The 17,855-nt window shown below is 51.6% G+C and carries 14 protein-coding genes; 1 reads left to right on the forward strand and 13 read right to left on the reverse strand.

Features of this window, described 5'->3' with window-relative positions; genetic code table 11:
- Window positions 1-3: 3 nt before the first annotated feature.
- The 13 genes from ACO064_RS25975 to ACO064_RS26035 form a co-directional block, all read right to left on the reverse strand.
- Entirely contained in the window at window positions 4-1,032 is a 1,029-nt protein-coding gene (locus ACO064_RS25975; protein WP_421830105.1) for a glycosyltransferase family 2 protein, read from the reverse strand.
- A complete protein-coding gene (locus ACO064_RS25980; RefSeq protein ID WP_421830106.1) occupies window positions 1,016-1,849 on the reverse strand; it encodes a DUF5672 family protein in 834 nt (277 codons plus the stop codon). Before ACO064_RS25980 ends, ACO064_RS25975 begins: the two co-directional genes overlap by 17 nt.
- A 102-nt stretch (window positions 1,850-1,951) precedes the next feature.
- Complete coding sequence (locus tag ACO064_RS25985) at window positions 1,952-2,935, reverse strand: glycosyl transferase (RefSeq protein ID WP_421830108.1); 984 nt, start codon at window positions 2,933-2,935, stop codon at window positions 1,952-1,954.
- The gene (locus ACO064_RS25990) at window positions 2,932-3,642 is read right to left on the reverse strand and encodes an NAD-dependent epimerase/dehydratase family protein (protein ID WP_421830109.1); all 711 of its coding nucleotides are present in this window, start codon (window positions 3,640-3,642) and stop codon (window positions 2,932-2,934) included. Before ACO064_RS25990 ends, ACO064_RS25985 begins: the two co-directional genes overlap by 4 nt.
- Window positions 3,626-4,822: a glycosyltransferase family 4 protein gene (locus ACO064_RS25995; protein WP_421830110.1), complete on the reverse strand. Its 1,197-nt coding sequence runs from the start codon at window positions 4,820-4,822 to the stop codon at window positions 3,626-3,628. Before ACO064_RS25995 ends, ACO064_RS25990 begins: the two co-directional genes overlap by 17 nt.
- An 11-nt stretch (window positions 4,823-4,833) precedes the next feature.
- Entirely contained in the window at window positions 4,834-5,487 is a 654-nt protein-coding gene (locus ACO064_RS26000) for an acetyltransferase (RefSeq protein ID WP_421830111.1), read from the reverse strand.
- A gap of 101 nt (window positions 5,488-5,588) precedes the next feature.
- Window positions 5,589-6,287, reverse strand: coding sequence for a WbqC family protein (locus tag ACO064_RS26005; RefSeq protein ID WP_421830112.1), 699 nt, complete (start codon window positions 6,285-6,287; stop codon window positions 5,589-5,591).
- A 57-nt stretch (window positions 6,288-6,344) separates the two neighbouring features.
- Window positions 6,345-8,387 carry an ArnT family glycosyltransferase gene (locus ACO064_RS26010; RefSeq protein ID WP_421830113.1) on the reverse strand — a complete coding sequence of 681 codons (2,043 nt, stop codon included), beginning with the start codon at window positions 8,385-8,387 and terminating at the stop codon, window positions 6,345-6,347.
- Window positions 8,388-8,531: 144 nt separating this feature from the next.
- Window positions 8,532-9,605 (reverse strand): DegT/DnrJ/EryC1/StrS family aminotransferase, encoded by a 1,074-nt coding sequence (locus tag ACO064_RS26015; protein ID WP_421830114.1) that lies wholly within the window; start codon window positions 9,603-9,605, stop codon window positions 8,532-8,534.
- The gene (locus ACO064_RS26020; RefSeq protein ID WP_421830115.1) at window positions 9,598-10,869 is read right to left on the reverse strand and encodes an ABC transporter ATP-binding protein; all 1,272 of its coding nucleotides are present in this window, start codon (window positions 10,867-10,869) and stop codon (window positions 9,598-9,600) included. Before ACO064_RS26020 ends, ACO064_RS26015 begins: the two co-directional genes overlap by 8 nt.
- A gap of 94 nt (window positions 10,870-10,963) precedes the next feature.
- A complete protein-coding gene (locus ACO064_RS26025) occupies window positions 10,964-11,803 on the reverse strand; it encodes an ABC transporter permease (RefSeq protein ID WP_114405824.1) in 840 nt (279 codons plus the stop codon).
- Between the two features lie 81 nt (window positions 11,804-11,884).
- Window positions 11,885-12,982 (reverse strand): hypothetical protein, encoded by a 1,098-nt coding sequence (locus ACO064_RS26030; protein ID WP_421830116.1) that lies wholly within the window; start codon window positions 12,980-12,982, stop codon window positions 11,885-11,887.
- Between the two features lie 35 nt (window positions 12,983-13,017).
- Window positions 13,018-15,594 (reverse strand): SLBB domain-containing protein, encoded by a 2,577-nt coding sequence (locus ACO064_RS26035; protein ID WP_421830117.1) that lies wholly within the window; start codon window positions 15,592-15,594, stop codon window positions 13,018-13,020.
- Window positions 15,595-15,913: 319 nt separating this feature from the next.
- Between ACO064_RS26035 and ACO064_RS26040 the strand changes: the two genes are divergently transcribed.
- Window positions 15,914-17,809, forward strand: coding sequence for a DNA topoisomerase IV subunit B (locus tag ACO064_RS26040; protein ID WP_421830118.1), 1,896 nt, complete (start codon window positions 15,914-15,916; stop codon window positions 17,807-17,809).
- The last annotated feature ends 46 nt before the right edge of the window (window positions 17,810-17,855 follow it).

Raw genomic sequence — 17,855 nt, forward strand, 5'->3', positions numbered from 1 at the left:
TGGTTACTCTACTAAATCGCCCAAAGCCGCCAGAAAAGGCGCATACTGATTCGCTTCCTGATCGGCATAGCGATGATAATTTCCGGACACCAGTTCCCAAACGACCGAACCGATGCGCGAAAACCGCCGGTCGGGCATCGTGCTTCGCCGGGCATAATGTGCCAGCCGCCGTTCAAACTGTTCAATTCCTGGTGTTTTAGCCGGGATTCGTTGCGTTACCAGGGTGTATAAATCCTTCAATTCCTGGTGCTTACGAATCAAGGGGTCGAGTTTTTCCTGGTGTGGACGCGAAAACCGGTCCTTGAACCGCACCGGTTTTCCGGCCTCCGGTGGACGCGTGCCGACCTGCTGTTTTTCGTGGGTCCGGTACCAGACCAACGGTTTTTCGTAAAAGTCGATGGTACCTTTGGCGGCTGTCACCAGACCCATCCAGCCGTCATAAATGTAATTGGGCAGGTTTGGAATCGGCAAAAACGACGTCAGCAACCGCCGTCGCAGGGCCGAGGTGCAGCCCATCACCCGGTTGCCGTCCAGCAACACTTCCACCGCTTCGCCCCGGCGCCACCGCTCGCGGATGGGTTCGGTAAACCGCACGGCATCCCAGAACAGGCGGCCGGTGTTGTTCAGGCTGGTGTCGGCAATGACGGCGTTGCTGAACACCAAGTCGATCTTCGGATGCTGAATCAGGTAGTTGGCGAGCGTTTCGATTTTTTCGGGCAACCACCAGTCGTCCTGATCGCAGATAAAGATGAACTCGCCATTGCAAAGCGACAGCGCTTTTTCAAAATTCTTGTTGAATCCCAGGCGGGTCGCATTCCGGATGATCTGGACGGGAAAGGGCGCTTTGGCGGCAAACTTTTCCAGGATCGCCCGCGTCTGGTCGGTCGAGTCATCGTCGCAGACAACCAGTTCGGTTGGTAACCAGCTCTGTTTCAGAATACTCCCTAGCTGGGTTTCCAGATATGCTTCGCCGTTATACGTGCAAAGCGCCACCGAGATCGTCGGCCGGGTCGGATCAGATGGTGTAGCCATAGGTTGCAAAAATGGGCCGCCAGTAGTCGGTTCCGTGAATGTTCCAGGCGTGGCAACCGAAGGGTAGCTGGCCTTGGTTATAGGTTTGAATGGCGCGTTCGGGGTAAAACTCCACCGAAAACCGCAGTGCCGTCCGAAAATCCGGAACGCTGATCAGGGGAAAATATCGGTTTATTTCAATGCCCCAGAACACATCTTCGTTGTATTGATGCGCGTGAATTTTCTCGTAATCGGCAATTTTCTTCTTGTAAAAACGAATCCAGCGCAGCAGCGAGGGGATTTTTCGAAGCGAAAAACCGCCATTGCCCACCCCGTTGAGGGAGGTAATTTCGCGCGGGGTAACACCGTCATCCTTCTTCAGATCCAGCCAGATGGCGATTTTTTTCTTGATGTTGAACACGGTTTCGTCCTTCCAGTCGGCAAAATCGCGGTCGCGGAGCCAGGGAGCGCCGATGTATTCGTAGCCTTTCCGGCACCACTCCGCCAGCTCATCCCGAAACACGAACGCATCCAACTGGTAAATGAGCATGTATTCGAAATCCGTAAAGGCCTGATAATAGTCCTCCGAAAGCATCAGCCGGTTGTAGGACTGCACGTCCTTAAAAAACGCATCGTCGAACGTCCGCACCTGAAGCTGCGGATGCGGCTGGGTCAGGTACGACACATCCAGCGAATGGGGCGTTACCAGAATAATCGGGTGCTGGGTCAGCACCCGCAGGCACTGCGTGAGCGAAATTTGTTCATACGCCGTCAGCGACGATTGATAAACCGGAATGACCACACAGGCGAGCTGCGGACTTTTACGTAGCTTGTTCATTTTTCGGTTTTCGGTTTTCGATCTACGGTTTTCGGTTGGCTGACGCACGTATTGGAACGCGTCAGCCAACCGAAAACCGTAAACTGAAAACCCGTAAACTTTTCACCGGTTTTCGAGCACTGAAATCAAACGATCGATGGGCGATTTCAGTGCTTTTCGGACGCTTTGGTAATAGAGCGTTTTCGGTGGCTTGATGTAAAAACAGGGGTAATTCCGGTACGTTTCGTTCTGATTATCAAACAGTCGCTGCCGGTAGAGTTCAAACAACGGAACCACATCGGGGCGTTGTGCAAAGGTGAAACGGTTCTGGTATTTGGAGATTTCCTGCGGTTTATGAATTCCGTAGCCACTGTAATGGAAAAATTGCAAATCAGCGGTTTCATTCACCTTCCAGACGCCATCCTGCTCCGAGAAAAACCGCTCGTGGAGGTTCCAGTAGGCGGCATTGTAGCCGGGATGCTTTTCAATCCAGACCTTGTCGTAGTAAATCGGGGCAAAATTCACCCAGTGCTGATCGACGAACAGACCGTTGCAGAGGTCGATCCGACATTCGTTCACCAGCCGTTTTTTCCACCATTGCACAAACCGGTTGGACTCCTCGCTTTTCTGCAACCCAATAAATCCCAGGTTGTAGGTGCCGGTGTTCAGGTGGTTCAACTCGTTGGGAATCAGCCAGTCGGTGATGGGTTGGCAAATGTGCGGGGTCACCACCAGATTGTATTCGCTCAAATGCTGTTTCAGTCGGGTAAGCGGCTGAAAAACAATAATATCCGGGTCAAAATAGATGACCTCGGTGGCGTCGGAATAGTGTTTGAAAAAGTAGTCGATGTAAAACGGTTTGACGGCGGTATTCAACTCCGTGATGTCGTACCGCTCGCACATGCCCGCAAAATCCTCGATGTCGATCTGGTCGATTTCCAGCATCGGATAAGCGGGAATCAACTCGGGCGGCAGGTGGGCCTGATCCAGCTTATCGACCAAACCAATCACATACTGCCAGTCGGGATTGGTTTGCCGCAGCGAATCACCCAGGGTTCGGGCCTGAGCGAGGTAGTTGATCGAACAAATCGTGAAAGCTAGCGTCATGCGTAATATTTCTGCAAGAGGTGTTTCAGGTAACGTTCGGGCTGAAGATCAGCGCGTTGGTCCTGTAAAACAGCCGCACTTTGGGTGGTATCTATTTCAAACGGTTCGCCTTTGTCGATCAGCCGGTAAAGGGCTTTCAAACCGAGCTGCTTTTCGATGGCCTGCACAATGTCCAGCGGTTTGACGCTGTACGGGTTGGCCACATTGATCGTCTGGTTCCATTCGCCCGGTCCGCGACCGATGTACGCCGTCACAATCCGGTATACATCATCGACGTCGATCAGGTTCCGGGTGGCACCCTGCCAGACGTCGAACGGTTCGTGGTTTCGGATGCGGTTGACAAAGAAATTCAGAACCGTATGCGGGTTGTCCGTTTTTCCCACAACGTTCGAAGCTCTGACAATCAGATAGTTTTTGCAATTTCCGGCGATATAGGCCTCCAGAAACAGCTTGTGGGTAACGTACGGGGAACCCTGCTCGGTGGGGTCGGTTACGCTGCACGTACTGAAATAAACAAACAGCCGGTTTTCGGACGACGCGATGGATTCTTCCACGAGCTTTTTCTCACGGGCAAACGCCGACGCCCGGTTTTCCTTGGAATTGGAAACCCCGGAGGCAAAAATCAGAATGTCATCCCGGTCGTCGAAAGCTGAAAAACGCCGGGCAATCATACCGTTTCCAACGACCATGCTAGGGAGTGTGTTCATTCAACGCGGTTTCAAGAATGGCCAGCAAACGAGGCACCAGCACACCGGCGTCGTGATTCATGGCCCGCTGGTAAAAAATCGTCCCAACCCGGCTGCGTTCGTCCGGTGCATCGGCCAGCCACCGGATCACGTCGGCCATAGCCGTAACATCGGAATACGCCACCAGACAGCCCGTATCCTCCCCAACAAAATCCGGACTGCCGCCCGAATCGCGGAAGCACAAAACCGGGATCCGGTTCAGGCCCGCTTCAAGAATTACCAGCGGATACGGATCTTCGCGCGAGGTTAAGGTAAAGATGTCGAAACAGGCAAAATAGTTCAGGTAATCGCCCCCCGGTTCGATCAGGATCACACGTTCGTTGAGTCGCATCCGTTCAAGATCGTAGGTTAACCGGCGGTATTCTTCCCCTTTTTTGGGAACGCCAATCCAGACAAAATAGGTGTCGGGGTGCGTTTTCAGCACCTGCTGCGCCATCAAAACGAACAAATCCACGCCTTTCCGCCATTCGGCATTGCCGCAGCCACCCACCACCACGGCATCGAGCGGGATACCTAAACGGGTGCGAATCGCGGGCTGATCCACGCTTTGCAACGTGTTCAGCAGAGATTCGGTGCGAATGAGCGAATTGAGCACGTCGGTTTTCTGGGGTGCCAGTCCGTGATTCAGAATCAGATTCTGCCGAACCGCATCCGAACCACACAGAAACAGGGTGGCGTGGTCGAGCTGGTAGCGCAGTTCATCCGGTTTGGTATAAATGTGAATCGATGTTTCCAGTTCGTGAACATAGGAAACAAAAGGCAATCCCAGCGGTTGCAGCCGCTGCAACAAACCCCCGTTGGCGATGGTATTCGAAAAGATCATATCAAACGACTGCGCTTGTAAAACCGGCAGCAGTTCAGCAAAAAGCTCGTTTGCGGGGTCATTGTCCTGGCTCGAATTGCCAACGCCCAGCCGCTTAAAAGCCCGGGTAATCAGGCCATTGGGTTGCGGTGGCGCGGGTGGAACAAAACCGGCGTAGACGTTGGTAACCCGTTCATAGTCGGGGAGGAGCGGTCCGCCATCGCCCAGCAACAAAGCCGTTTCTACTCCCGACTTCTGTAGAAAAGTCAGCAGGTGAAGCAGTAAATATTGTGCGCCGGCCCGGTTGGCATCGTGGCCGATAAAAAGAATCCTGGTCAAGAGAAAAATGATTAATAGACTTTGTGACTTGGAATGGGGCGTTTTTCGGCGGGATTGCCCATGTAAACACCCCAGGCTTCGGTCGATTTGATGACGGCAGCGGCCATGCCCACCAGCGTGCCTTCGGCAATGTGCAGGTAATCGCGGATGGTGCTGTTGACGCCGAAAAAGCTGTAGGAATCCACGACGCAGTGGCCTGACAGGACAACGTGCGACGTGAAAAAGACGTGATCCTTGATCTGTCCGTGGTGGCCAATGTGATTGCCGCTCCACAGCACGACGTTGTTGCCGATGGTTGTGAAAGGCTGAATCGTGTTGTCCTCCAGAATGAAGCAGTTCTCGCCGATCGGATTGTTGAAGAGCGTTGCTTTGGAACTGACGTAGGAAATGCACTCATACCCTTTGGCCTTGGCTTCGAGGTAGATTTTTTCCCGGTTTTTGTTCATTTTCCGGCCCGTCATGGGCGCGAAAAATTTGAATTCCTGTGGGGGATAGATCGTTTCAACATCTTCAAACGCGACCACCGGAAGTCCTTTGAACTCGGTTTCTTTCAGATAATCGCGGTTGAGGGCAAACGCAACCACCTCGTGTTCAGAGTCGTGCGTTAAATAAAAATGCGCGAGTTCGGCGGTATCCAACACGCCAAAGATGATTACTTTTGCCATTTTCTAATTTTGGCCGGGTCGCCGGTGCGATGAGTGAATGAGTGAATGATAGAATGCGTGTTTTTTTATATTCACTCATTCTATCATTCACTCATTAAAAATTAAATCAACTCAAACTCTTTCAGCATCTCCTGAACCGCCGGTACGTCGTTGAACATCAGCACGTCGGCGATGGAGAGCCAGGGTATAAATTCGTTCTGAAACTGGGGATATTCCACCCGTTTCGACTGAATAAAAAACAGTTCGATACCGGCAGCGGCAAACCGCTGCCGGTCATACAGTTCCATGCCCCCGATGGGATTGATGTACCGGGTTGCTTTTTCCTGCAGGCAAATGTCCAGAATCCGTTCCTGCCCCCGGAGTTCGCTGTTGTTGTATACTTCCGACGAAGGCACCAGTTCCGTCTGAATGCCCAGGTAGTCGTTGAGCAGGGGAAAACCGTTACGAACCAGCTCGGCAATCGTTCGAACCTCCAAGTTTACGATTTTTTCCAGCAAGGGGAAGACCGTTTTATAAAAAGGTGCTTTCCGATACGACTGACCGAGGGTTTGCAGCAATTTTTGCCGCCATTTCGGATCGTCGCTCAGGTCGATGTCGGCAATCCGTTTGTTCTGGCTGGCATCCTTGAGCGGCACCGTGAGCATAAAATCCTTGCCGTTCACCAGAATCCGGTTTCGGTTTACCCAGCCCCGGTTGATGAACGCCACATCGTCGTAAAAAATGAATTTATCGACCTCGTTCATCAGTTGCAAATACCCGATGTAAGGCAAAAAATAAGGCTGCATGATGGCAATGGTCATCTCGGTAAACGGTTTTGAAAACCGTCTTTTGTGTGGAAACTGGTTTCGAAAGTTAGGCTACTTTAATTTACGCAAATAATAATCCTCACCCGGTACAATCAGGTGGGTCATGGTGGTGTCGGTTCCCAGTCGCACATCGCCCGGCTGCGGTTTGATGACGTTTTTCGAGAAAAACAGGTAATCCGCTTCTTTCGGAATGGGCTGCACTCCTTTTTCGAAGGGATTGATCACGATGAGCCGCCGGGAGAGATTTTTGCCGTACAGGGGATATTCAAAATCGTCATTGATGGTTCCCAGGGCAACTGTCGCATTTTCCGGCACCAGCGTATCGAACCGTTTGTAGGGAACATAGCTATCAGGCCGGAACATCATCTGCGAATACATCCGCTCGGCACGGAACGCCGATGGGCGACCATAGGCCGGAAGCGGCAAACAGCGCTCATTCAAAAAAACCGTGAACAGGGCGGAAAGGCCCCCAACGATGATGACGAAACCTACATACGTTTTGAGAATCACCCGGCCCGGTTTCACAATATTGAGCCAGCGGTTCGTGAAGAGGATGGGTAGAAAGAGCGACCCCAGCAAACCGGTTTCGATGAAATAGCGCCCTTTGAAAGGATCATACGGCGCTGAATAGGAGAGGGCCAGAAAGTGCAGCACGAAGGCAACCGCCAGGAAAAAGTGGGCTTTCGAGCGCAGCAGACCCAATAACGAAAGCGCAACCAGCGGCAGAATCAGGCCGAAACCGATGATGCCCCAGTAGGGGTTGGCATTGTAAAACTCAAACCGCCGACTGAAAACGAAGGGGAAGATCGAAAAGTCGGTTTCCTCATCCAGCCGCATTTTGGTGACTTCTTCCAGTTTGACCAGCGGTTTTCGCATGATCACATTCGCGTCCAGCCCCCATTGCGTGTTCCGCAAACCGTCGAGGTTGATGTGATCGTAGCCGTAGCGAATGACGTTCCGGCTGCCTTGTTCGAGCAAATTCCGCAACGGCCCGGCGCGTTCCACCGATTGGTGTTTCAGGGCGGTCGGTGGCCCGATGGGGTGGCCGAAAACTTCGATGTTCTTGAGGTAGCCCGTCGGCAGCATCCACAAACAAACGCCGATGATGAAAGCCGGTACGACGTGTTTGAGTCGCTGGAAAAAGATCGAGGTGTTCGGTGCCCAGAAAACCGTGTAGATCATCAGGACAAACAGCGACGGCAGGAGCAGCGTAAATGTGACTTTATGGCCGTAGGCAATGCCAAAGGTGATGCCGGCCAGATACAGATACCGCGCATCGCGGGTGGTTTCGGTGCCGGATTCGCGGTAGGCAAACAGGAAATACAGGAAACTCCCCAGATAGGCCGTCAGCACAATATCGGTCTCGGTCGTAACGGCCTGCATCAGAAAATCGGGCAGCAGGGCGTAACACAGGGCGGCAAAAAAACTGGCGGACAGGTTCCGGGCGATGCGTTGGGAAATGCCGAAAACTGCTACAATAGCCATCCAGTAAGACAGATGGTGAATGAGTTTGAAGGCGTTTTCGAAGCGGCCGGTGATCAGGAACGAATAAATCTGGATCGTACAGACACTTTTGGGGTAGGTGTCGATGTTCCAGTTCGTGCCGCCAAAATGCCGCATACTGCCGCGCTGAATGTATTGCATCACCCGGTTCAGGTGGCCGGTCATGCTGTCCCATTCATTCGGGGGGGTGAGCAGCACGAGCAAGAGATTGGTGATGGCAATGACGCCCAGGGTAGCCAGCAGGGTTGTGAAAAGAACTTTAAAATAGAGGGACAGGGAGCGGTACCAGTTACCAAACGTTTCCCGCCTTTCGCGCAGCAGCGAACCGACCGACCAGCGCGGCTGATCGACCAGTTTTCCGAAAACCAGCCGCAAAACCGTTGCGGTCAGGAAAACAGCGAAGGCCCAAACTGGTGTGGTGGCCGTCAAATACAGGGCGGAAAGGCAATAGCCGGTCAGAATAACGCTTCCGGCAAAGAGAATGAAACAAACCAGCAACCACTCGGTCAGCGATCGTCGGCTGATACCGGCTGCGGTGTTGCCAATGTAAACAACGAACAGGGCAAACGTAAGCAGGTAAAAGAAAGTCATATTGTAATGCTGGCAGTGAATTAGCGTATTAATGAAAAATGTAAAATGATTAATGTAAAATTTAAAAGTGATAACCGGTTCAGGGCTATACGGTAAACTATTTTTACATTTTTAATTCTTCATTTTACATTTTTCATTCTTTTTTCAAACGTATTTATTCACAATCTCGCAAACCTGATCGATCACTTCTTCTTCCAGATCGGGATACATCGGCAGGCAGAGGGCCCGGAGCGCAATGCTTTCCGAAATGGGACAGGGTTGGGTGGTTTTCAGGAATGGCAGGGTATTCAGCGAGGGGTAAAAATACCGCCGGGGATTGATCTTCACCTGTTCCAGGGCCGCTTTGATTTCCAGCAATTTGGCCTCAGTTTCCAGTACAATCGGATAGTAGGCGTAATTGTAGCCGGTTTCGGGTTGAATAACGGGCCGTTGGATCTTCGAAAGGTTCAACTGCGCATCATACCGGGCGAACCGCTCTTTGCGGGCTTCGATCAGTTTCGGCACCACGGGCAGGTTGCAAAGCCCCATTGCAGCATGGAATTCGGAGTTTTTGCCGTTGATTCCCATGTCGATGTAATCATCGAAGCGGTGCCCAAAACTGCGGTACAGGTTGAGTTTTTCGGCAATGGCGTCGTCGTTGCAGGTAACCAGGCCGCCTTCGATGGTGTGAAAAACCTTCGTTGCGTGGAAACTGCAGGTGCTGATGTCGCCGTAGGACAGGGCCGATTTGCCTTTATAAGTAGCACCAAACGAATGCGCTCCGTCGTAGATCACTTTCAGATTGTGCTTTTTCGCCAGGGCTTCGATGGCTTCGATCTGGCAGAGATTTCCGTAGACGTGGGTCGCCAGAATGGCCTCCGTGTTTTCGGTGATCAGCGGTCCGATCTTCGTCGGATCGATCGTAAAGTCATCTTCCCGAACATCGGCAAAAACCGGTGTGCAGTTTTCCCACAGGATGGCGTGCGTGCTGGCACAATACGAAAATGGGGTGGTAATGATCTCTTTGGTGAGCCCCAATGCCTTGATCGCCATTTGCAAAACGATGGTTCCGTTTCCGCAAAACAGCAGGTGATCAATGTCAAGATACGCTTTCAGCTCTTTTTCCAGTTGCTGGACGAGCGGACCGTTGTTGGTCAGATAGACACGTTCCCAGATTCCCTCAAGATGCTTGACGTAGTCTTCGAGGGGAGGCAGGTACGACTTGGTGATGTTAATCATTCAGAATGTTTTCTTCCATCATTTCGGTGTGGAACTTCAGTTGCGGACGCACATAGCCTGGCCATTTGCCATACCATGCCACACCGTCGCGGTAATCGGCAACGTCAAAGATAAGTCCTTCTTCCATATTGTACAGCGGAGTGACGGTATCTTTTACAATCATCATCGAGACATTATACGTCCCATCGTTCAGAAAATGGCCCGGCACCAGGCACTCGCCCGCGATGAGCCCCTTTGAGTACGGCTGGGATTGTGTGCCGACGTTGAAAATGCATTCGCCGGTCATGGAGTTCATGTGTAGGCTCAGGTTGAGGTTGGCCTTATCCATAAAGTTCCAGTATTCGAACCGAACGCGGAACGGGGTGCGAACGTCGATAAAAATTTGATTGTCAACGTATTCGGGCAGAATTTCGATTTTCTTGATCCGCACCAGGTCATTGCCGGGGGCTTCTTCCGGCGTATTCCACTCCCGGATCAGTTTCGTTTTGGAAATTTTGCTCAGATACGACGCGACGACCTGGTTGGTTTCGCCCTGTTCGATCAGTTGGCCGCGTTCAAAGTAAAGTGTCCGGTTGCAAAGCGCCTGTACAGCCGTCATGTTGTGACTCACGAACAGAATGGTCCGGCCACTCGCCGAAACATCGCGCATTTTACCCAAACTCTTCTTCTGGAACTCGGCATCACCGACTGCCAGCACCTCATCGATAATCAGAATTTCGGGATCGAGGTGGGCGGCAATGGCAAATCCCAGCCGGACATACATCCCTGATGAATACCGCTTGACGGGCGTATCCAGAAATTTCTCGATGCCGCCAAAATCGACAATGGCATCAAACTGCTTCCGGATTTCTTCCCGGGTCATACCCAGGATGGCCCCGTTGAGGAAAATATTTTCGCGGCCAGTCAGTTCGGGGTGAAAACCGGTGCCGACTTCGAGCAGGCTGGCAATGCGACCCCGGATGTGAATCCGGCCCGTGGTGGGTTCGGTAATTTTGCTGAGCACTTTCAACAGCGTAGACTTGCCGGCCCCGTTGTGACCGACGATCCCGATCCGGTCGCCCTGCTCGACGCTGAAATTAACGTCCTTGAGCGCCCAAAAGTCTTCATGCTCGATGTGTTCGGTTTCCAGTTGGGGGGCTTTTTTTCCGTTAAAAACCTTCCGGATCTGGTCGCCCAGGGCATCTTTGATACTGGTGCTGCCTTTGCCCCGTTTATGGTCGATGATGTATCGTTTGCTAATATCTTCTGCTGTAATGACCGCCATAGCTTACTAAGTTGCCTGTTGTAAGTTGTTTGTTTTCAGTTAACTAACGTAAATAAACATTTTCTGTTCAAAACGAAACCCAGCAACTTAATTTTTAAATATCATCAACAAAGGAGTTTTCCCGTTTCCGGAAAAAATAGATGGAGATGAAGAGAAAGATCGTAATAATCACCACCGAATTAATCACACTGGTCGGATTGAAAAAGGCTTTTTCGCCCAGGAGCGACCATTTGAATCCGTCGATAATGCCAACCATCGGGTTCATATAATAGATCGGGTGCCACCATTCGCCGGCATTTTCTTCCACCAGTCGGCTGCTGTAAGCAATCGGGCAGGCATAAAAACCGATCTGAACGATGAACGGAATGAGCTGACCAATGTCCCGAAATTTGACGTTGAGCACCGCAAAGATAAGACCAAATGCAAAGGAAGCCAGCAACGCCAGCAGGATAAAGAACGGCAGAAACAGAATGTGCCAGTCGGGCCAGAACTGGTACCAGATTGTCAGAACCACAAACAGCCCCAGCGCCACCAGAAAGTCGATGAAACTTACGACCGACGAACTGAGCGGCATGATCAGCCGGGGAAAATACACCTTCGTAACCAGGTTCGAATTGGCCGTAATACTGGTGCTGATCTGGGTGAAAGAGTTGGAAAAAAACGTCCAGATCGTTAAACCGGCCAGAATCATGAGTGGATACGGAATGCCGGGGTCGCCTTTCAGCTTCGCTACTTTACTGAATACGAAGAACATAATCATCATCGTAATCAGCGGCCGAATCAGACTCCAGGAGGTGCCCAGAATCGTTTGTTTGTAGCGGACAGAAATGTCACGCATGGACAATATATAGAGCAATTCCCGGTTTTTCCAGAGATCCCGCCAGTAATTTTTTTCCGACCGGCCGGGTTCAATAACCACTTCGTGTGTTTTCACAAACTTGAATAAATGAAGAGTGTAAGTAAGTTCCCTATCTCAGGCACCCTTCGGTTTGTGAGGTAGGGTTCATTGGCAATATTAGCTCTGCATGATGCTGTGGAAGGTCTGTCTCAGGAAGATGAAGATCAGACCCAGAATGAGCCCCATAACAATACCGGCCTGAAAGGCAAACGGTTCGTGGGTCTCTTTAAACAGCGGGAGCGACACGGGTTCCACGATGGTGAACAGGGGCGCTTCCTTGATCAGGCTTAGTTTCAGGTTGTCGACACTTTGAACTGCGCCGTAGTAAAGTTGTTGCAGAAAGGTCGAGTTGCGGGTTAGTTTCGACTGCTGAAGCTGCCCTTCGGCCACAACGACCTGCTGATTCTGGTCGATGTAGCGGGCCAGGTTCGAATCATTCCGGCCCAGCACGCGTCCCAGAGAATCCCGGCGGTTTTCCATCAGCACCAGCATTTCTCTGGTTTTGCGGTTTTGTTTTTCCGTAAAGTCTTCCTGCACGGTTTCCAGCAGAATATCCAGCCACGTTGCCGCCAGCATTTCTGCGTGCATCCCGGTTCTGAGGGTCAGGAAGGAGGATTTACGGTCGAGTTGCGCAATGGAAGTCTCGCCTTTGATCCGGTTGAAGACCCCATCCAGCGCCTTGTTTTCCAGCCGCGTAAAATTCTTCGGATCTTTTCCCCGGATAAAGCGGAAGTTCCGCAACGTATCGTCGTCTTCCCACTCATCGTCACGAATCCCGCTCTTGTTGATGTAGTAGTTGACCATCAGGTCTTTGTGGTTGGCAGTCGTGTCAACCTCTTTCAGCAAAGACCGGGTGATGATCGGTTTGGAAACCACGTAATACATGAAGTTTTCACCCGTGAAGATGTTGGCATCCGGAGCGCCACCGCCCAGGCCAAACATGCCGGCCAGATTGCCCAGTTCGCCCAACCCTCCCTGGCTCGAACCGCCCCCGAGGTTAAACGTAATGTAACCCGTGTAAGTCGGCCGTTTGTCCGTGTTGAAATCGATGATGAAGCCAATGGCTCCGCCGATCACCATAAAGACCGCCAGCAGTTTCCAACTGCGGACCAACTGGTCTTTGAACAGAATGACCCGGTTAACAACTTCCTTGGGCGATACCTGATCGGGAGGCAGTTGATTTTTGTCTGTTTTTTTTGAATCAATGGTTTCCATACGAAGTCAGATTACCAAAGCGATTAATGTCTGAATTAACGAAGCAACCGGAATGCCAACACCGTCGTGATCAACGTCATGATCGAACTCAGCACGCCGGTGGTGTTCGAAATGAGCTGTTGTGGTGTCAACTCGCCCTTGGTTTGCTGCGGAACAATGATTTCGGAGCCGGGTTCAACCCGCGGATACACGTTGAAGAAGGCAAACCGGCGTGTCCGGTCGGCCGACCCGTTGGCATACACGACGTAAGCGCGTTTCCGGGCTGAACGGCTGGTGAAACCACCGGCCTGCGAAATGTAATCCTGGAACGTTTGTCCTCTCCGGTATTTCGCCGTTGTCGGTAACAACACTTCTCCACCAACCCGAACGGTTTCCAGTTGTTTCGGAATTCGTAAAATATCGCCTTCTTCCAGAATCATATCTTCTGCGGAACCCGGGTTACTCAAAATCTTCTGCAGGCTAATCCCGATCAGTTGCTCCGTCACATCCGTGGTTACTTCCGGCTTTACAATCGCTTTCGGGCTATCGTCGGCCAGTTCGGAAATGGTTTGCTGACGCAACTGTTTTTCGGCCTCGCTCAACTGGATGGTCCGCACCAGCGTAGCCCCCTGAACATAGGCAAACGGCGTAATGCCCCCCGCCATTTTAACCAGATCCGAAACGCGCTGGTCTTTCGTTACCACCGGATATTCGCCCGGCATGACGACTTCCCCTTCCACATTGACAAAGGTCTGGATGCGGTAATTGGGTGACCGTCGCACGATAACCTGATCGTAGGGAAAAAGCGGAAACTGCGTATCCGTTGGCTTCATGCTGAGATCCCGATCGACGTTGAATCGGAAAATTTCCGAAACCTGCGCTGATTTTGAACTCACATCGACGTCTTTTTTCCGGCGAACAATTTCAATCTGTGCAGCCGCAGCCGATTCTTTCAAACCACCTGCCCGCAGAATCAGATCTTCGAGCGTCATGTTGGCCACATACGGCGTTGCCTCGATGGGAGTGATCACTTCCCCGGTGATGCTGATTTCGGCAAATTCGGCCATATCGAAGCGGGAAGGAATAATAACCTGATCTTCCCGTTTCAATTCCACATCCGGTTTCACGCCGTTCATAATATCGACCAAATTTAAGGAGATATTTTCGATCGCCATGTCCTCGCGGGTGCGAACAATCTGAATCCGGCCCGTAAAGGCTTCTCCTTTCAGGCCTTCAGCACTGGCAATCAGTTGTTTCAGGGTTTTATTCTGATCCAGCGAATAAATGCCCGGACGGAAAACCGCGCCCTGAATACCCACCTGGTTTTCGTAACGAACCAATACGCCTTCCACTACAACCTGGTCACCGTCTTCCATCGGGAAGGTTGGGAAATCGGATTCCACAACGTCGATGACCTTCAGTTCCCGGTTCGTAAACCGGGTCACTTTAATGCGGGCTTTGTAGGCATTGCTGCTAAAACCACCGGCCAGTTCGAGCAATCGCGCCATGGGTTCGCCGGGCAGCATTTCAAAAATGTTGTTGCGCTTGGTCGATCCGTTAATTTCCACGTGCGACTTGAACGTCTGGAAACGTACGTTATCGTTGTCCTGCAAACGAATGTCGTTTCGCTGAATCCCGGTCGTCAGGAAGTCATATAAGTCGATGGAGGCTACGACCCGGTTGTTGCGAATCACCTGAACGTTACGGAAAGAGCCAATTTCACTCGGACCACCGGCCTGGTAAATCACGTTCATGGCCGTCGAAAGCGACGATACCGTATAGGTTCCCGGCCGGACGGCTTCGCCCGTTACCGTCACCCGGATGCTGCGGATGTCACCCAGCGTCACAATCATGTAGGTATTTGCCGGTCCGTAAGGCCCGCTTTTCAAGCCGACGTAGATTTTCGCCAGCCGGTCCAGAATGCGACCCCGGGCCTGTTCAATGGTCAGACCCGACACATGAACCGGCCCCACCCGCTGAAGGTAGATAAAACCATCGGGGTTGACGGTGGTCTGGTAAACGGCTTCCGAATAACCGTAGATATTGATGTTCAACTGATCGTTGGGACCCACTACATAACCTTTCGGGGTGGCAATGTTGATGTTCGGCTGAAAAACGCTGCCGTTGGCCGGGTCGTTGAAAAGCTGATACCCGAATAATTTACGCCGTTGGGCGGCCAGTTCCCGTTCCCGCAGGAGTTCGGCTTCCGTTTTTAACTGATTCTCGTTCTGGTCGTCCAGGGGTTGCTCAGTGGCATTCTGGCTGCTTCCGTCGGGAGCGGTTTGCTGCCCGTTCTGATTGGTGCCTGTCGTACCGTTTTGCCCGGTTGTTCCGGTTTGGCCCCGGGTTCCTTGTTGGTTGCCGCCCTGTTGTGTGGTGCCGGTGGTGCCGGTTGTACCGCGGGTACCCTGTTGTGTGGTGCCGGGGGTACCTTGCGTACCACGGGGGGCGTTACCGGTTTGTCCCGGAAGCTGTCCGGCAGGTGCCTGACCCTGTGTGGGGCGGGGCATACCGGAAGGAAGCGTAGAGGGGGCCGACGTGGGGGCTGAAGGAGCCTGAATGACCTGAGCTGCCGCATTGAAGCCCGTACAGAGCAGCAATACACCAAGAATGGTTTTGCGGAAAAATTGCATCGAAGAGTAGGCGGAAAAATTTGAGCTAAAACAATGGAAATGTGGATATTTTTGCATATTTTTAAGAAAGTATACGACCGGTTTCCGGCGCTCAATCTCATTTGCTTTGGTTTGCTATCAGTAGTAAATCGTGCATTGACGGTTTTTGACGCACTTTGCGCTACAAAGTAAACGAACTTTTACTACTTTTTAAACATTTTCTTTTTAAAGGTCAAAATTTCATATTTTGCGAACACCCGGGGAATCACGGACCGTTCACGAATGCGTGAATAAACGGTTTTTGGGGTGTTTTCTGACGTAAAACAAGTTTAATAGTCATATGGCAGATAGTAATCAGGTTCAGTATACAGAAGACAGCATCCGGTCGCTCGACTGGCGGGAGCACATCCGGCTTCGGCCCGGAATGTACATCGGGAAGTTGGGCGACGGGTCGGCCGCGGATGACGGAATCTATGTATTGATCAAGGAAGTAGTAGACAACTGTATCGATGAACACGTGATGGGCAATGGCAAGCTCATCGACATTAAAGTGACCGACCACCGCGTTGAAGTACGGGATTACGGCCGGGGAATTCCCCTCGGAAAGGTGGTCGATGTGGTATCCAAAATCAACACCGGCGGGAAATACGATTCGGGCGCGTTCCAGAAATCGGTGGGGCTGAACGGCGTCGGTACCAAAGCCGTCAATGCCCTGTCCACCCTGTTCCGCGTGCAGTCGTACCGGGAAGGGAAAACCGTCTGGGCCGAATTTGAACGCGGCATCCTGGTTCGGCAGGGTGAAGACTCCACCAACCAGCGCAACGGAACCCTGGTTATTTTCGAACCGGACAACACGGTTTTTAAGAATTTCCATTACATCCCGCAGTTTCTGGAAAATATGATCTGGAACTATTGTTACCTGAACGCCGGGTTAACGATCAGTTTCAACGGCCAGAAATTTGTTTCGCAAAACGGCCTGCTCGATCTGTTGCGGAATAAAACCGACGAAGATGCCCTGCGGTATCCCATCATTCACCTGAAGGGCTCCGACATCGAGATTGCCCTGACGCACGGCAACCAATATGGCGAAGAATATTATTCGTTCGTCAACGGCCAGTATACCACCCAGGGCGGAACCCACCTGGCTGCTCTGCGCGAAGCCTTTGTCAAAACCATCCGCGAATACTTTAAAAAGGAATACGACGCGGCCGATATTCGGGCTTCGATCATTTCAGCCATCAGTGTGCGGGTGCAGGAACCGGTTTTTGAATCGCAGACTAAAACCAAATTGGGTTCCATTAACATGTCGCCCGATGCCAACAGCACGACGGTGCGTTCGTTTGTCATCGATTTTGTGAAAAACCAACTCGATGATTTCCTGCACATGAACACCGAAACGCGGGAAGCCCTCAAAAAGCGAATCGAGCAGTCGGAGCGGGAACGGAAAGAACTGGCCGGAATTAAGAAACTGGCGAACGACCGGGCGAAGAAAGCCAATCTGCACAACAAAAAACTGCGCGACTGCCGGAATCACCTGCCCGATATCAAGTCCGACGACCGCTATAACACCACGCTATTCATCACGGAAGGGGATTCGGCCAGTGGTTCCATCACCAAATCGCGGAATGTCCAGAACCAGGCGGTGTTTAGTCTGCGCGGAAAACCGCTAAACTGCTTCGGGCTGACCAAAAAGGTGGTGTATGAAAACGAAGAGTTCAATTTGTTGCAACACGCCCTCGATATTGAAGACGGACTGGATACGCTGCGCTACAACCGCATCGTGGTGGCCACCGACGCCGACGTTGATGGTATGCATATCCGGTTGTTACTGATGACTTTTTTCCTGCAATTTTTTCCGGATTTGGTTCGAAATGGCCACCTTTACATCCTGGAAACGCCATTGTTCCGCGTTCGGAATCCGAAAAACCACAAAGAAACCATTTATTGTTATTCGGAAACGGAAAAGCAGCAGGCGACCGATAAGCTGACCAAAGGCGGTAAAAAAGTAGAGATTACACGCTTTAAAGGATTGGGCGAGATTTCACCGGAAGAATTCGGTCTGTTCATCGGCGACAATATGCGCCTGGAACCGGTCATTATGGAGAAAGAAACATCCGTTCCGAAATTGCTCAGCTATTACATGGGTAAAAACACCCCGGATCGCCAGCGTTTCATCATCGACAACCTCCGCATCGAGAAAGATATGGAGGAAGTGTCGCTGGTTTTGAATGAGTAATTAATACATGAATAATTAAGAAATGAATAACGAATAATGAACAATG

This window comes from Larkinella sp., assembly GCF_965227735.1.
Lineage (GTDB): Bacteria > Bacteroidota > Bacteroidia > Cytophagales > Spirosomataceae > Larkinella.

What these genes read in the sequence shown, in the direction of transcription:
- ACO064_RS25975 (WP_421830105.1), bottom strand. Translation starts at nt 1,032, where the DNA reads ATGGCTACACCATCTGATCCGACCCGGCCGACGATCTCGGTGGCGCTT.
- ACO064_RS25980 (WP_421830106.1), bottom strand. Translation starts at nt 1,849, where the DNA reads ATGAACAAGCTACGTAAAAGTCCGCAGCTCGCCTGTGTGGTCATTCCG.
- ACO064_RS25985 (WP_421830108.1), bottom strand. Translation starts at nt 2,935, where the DNA reads ATGACGCTAGCTTTCACGATTTGTTCGATCAACTACCTCGCTCAGGCC.
- ACO064_RS25990 (WP_421830109.1), bottom strand. Translation starts at nt 3,642, where the DNA reads ATGAACACACTCCCTAGCATGGTCGTTGGAAACGGTATGATTGCCCGG.
- ACO064_RS26000 (WP_421830111.1), bottom strand. Translation starts at nt 5,487, where the DNA reads ATGGCAAAAGTAATCATCTTTGGCGTGTTGGATACCGCCGAACTCGCG.
- ACO064_RS26005 (WP_421830112.1), bottom strand. Translation starts at nt 6,287, where the DNA reads ATGACCATTGCCATCATGCAGCCTTATTTTTTGCCTTACATCGGGTAT.
- ACO064_RS26010 (WP_421830113.1), bottom strand. Translation starts at nt 8,387, where the DNA reads ATGACTTTCTTTTACCTGCTTACGTTTGCCCTGTTCGTTGTTTACATT.
- ACO064_RS26015 (WP_421830114.1), bottom strand. Translation starts at nt 9,605, where the DNA reads ATGATTAACATCACCAAGTCGTACCTGCCTCCCCTCGAAGACTACGTC.
- ACO064_RS26020 (WP_421830115.1), bottom strand. Translation starts at nt 10,869, where the DNA reads ATGGCGGTCATTACAGCAGAAGATATTAGCAAACGATACATCATCGAC.
- ACO064_RS26030 (WP_421830116.1), bottom strand. Translation starts at nt 12,982, where the DNA reads ATGGAAACCATTGATTCAAAAAAAACAGACAAAAATCAACTGCCTCCC.
- ACO064_RS26035 (WP_421830117.1), bottom strand. Translation starts at nt 15,594, where the DNA reads ATGCAATTTTTCCGCAAAACCATTCTTGGTGTATTGCTGCTCTGTACG.
- ACO064_RS26040 (WP_421830118.1), top strand. Translation starts at nt 15,914, where the DNA reads ATGGCAGATAGTAATCAGGTTCAGTATACAGAAGACAGCATCCGGTCG.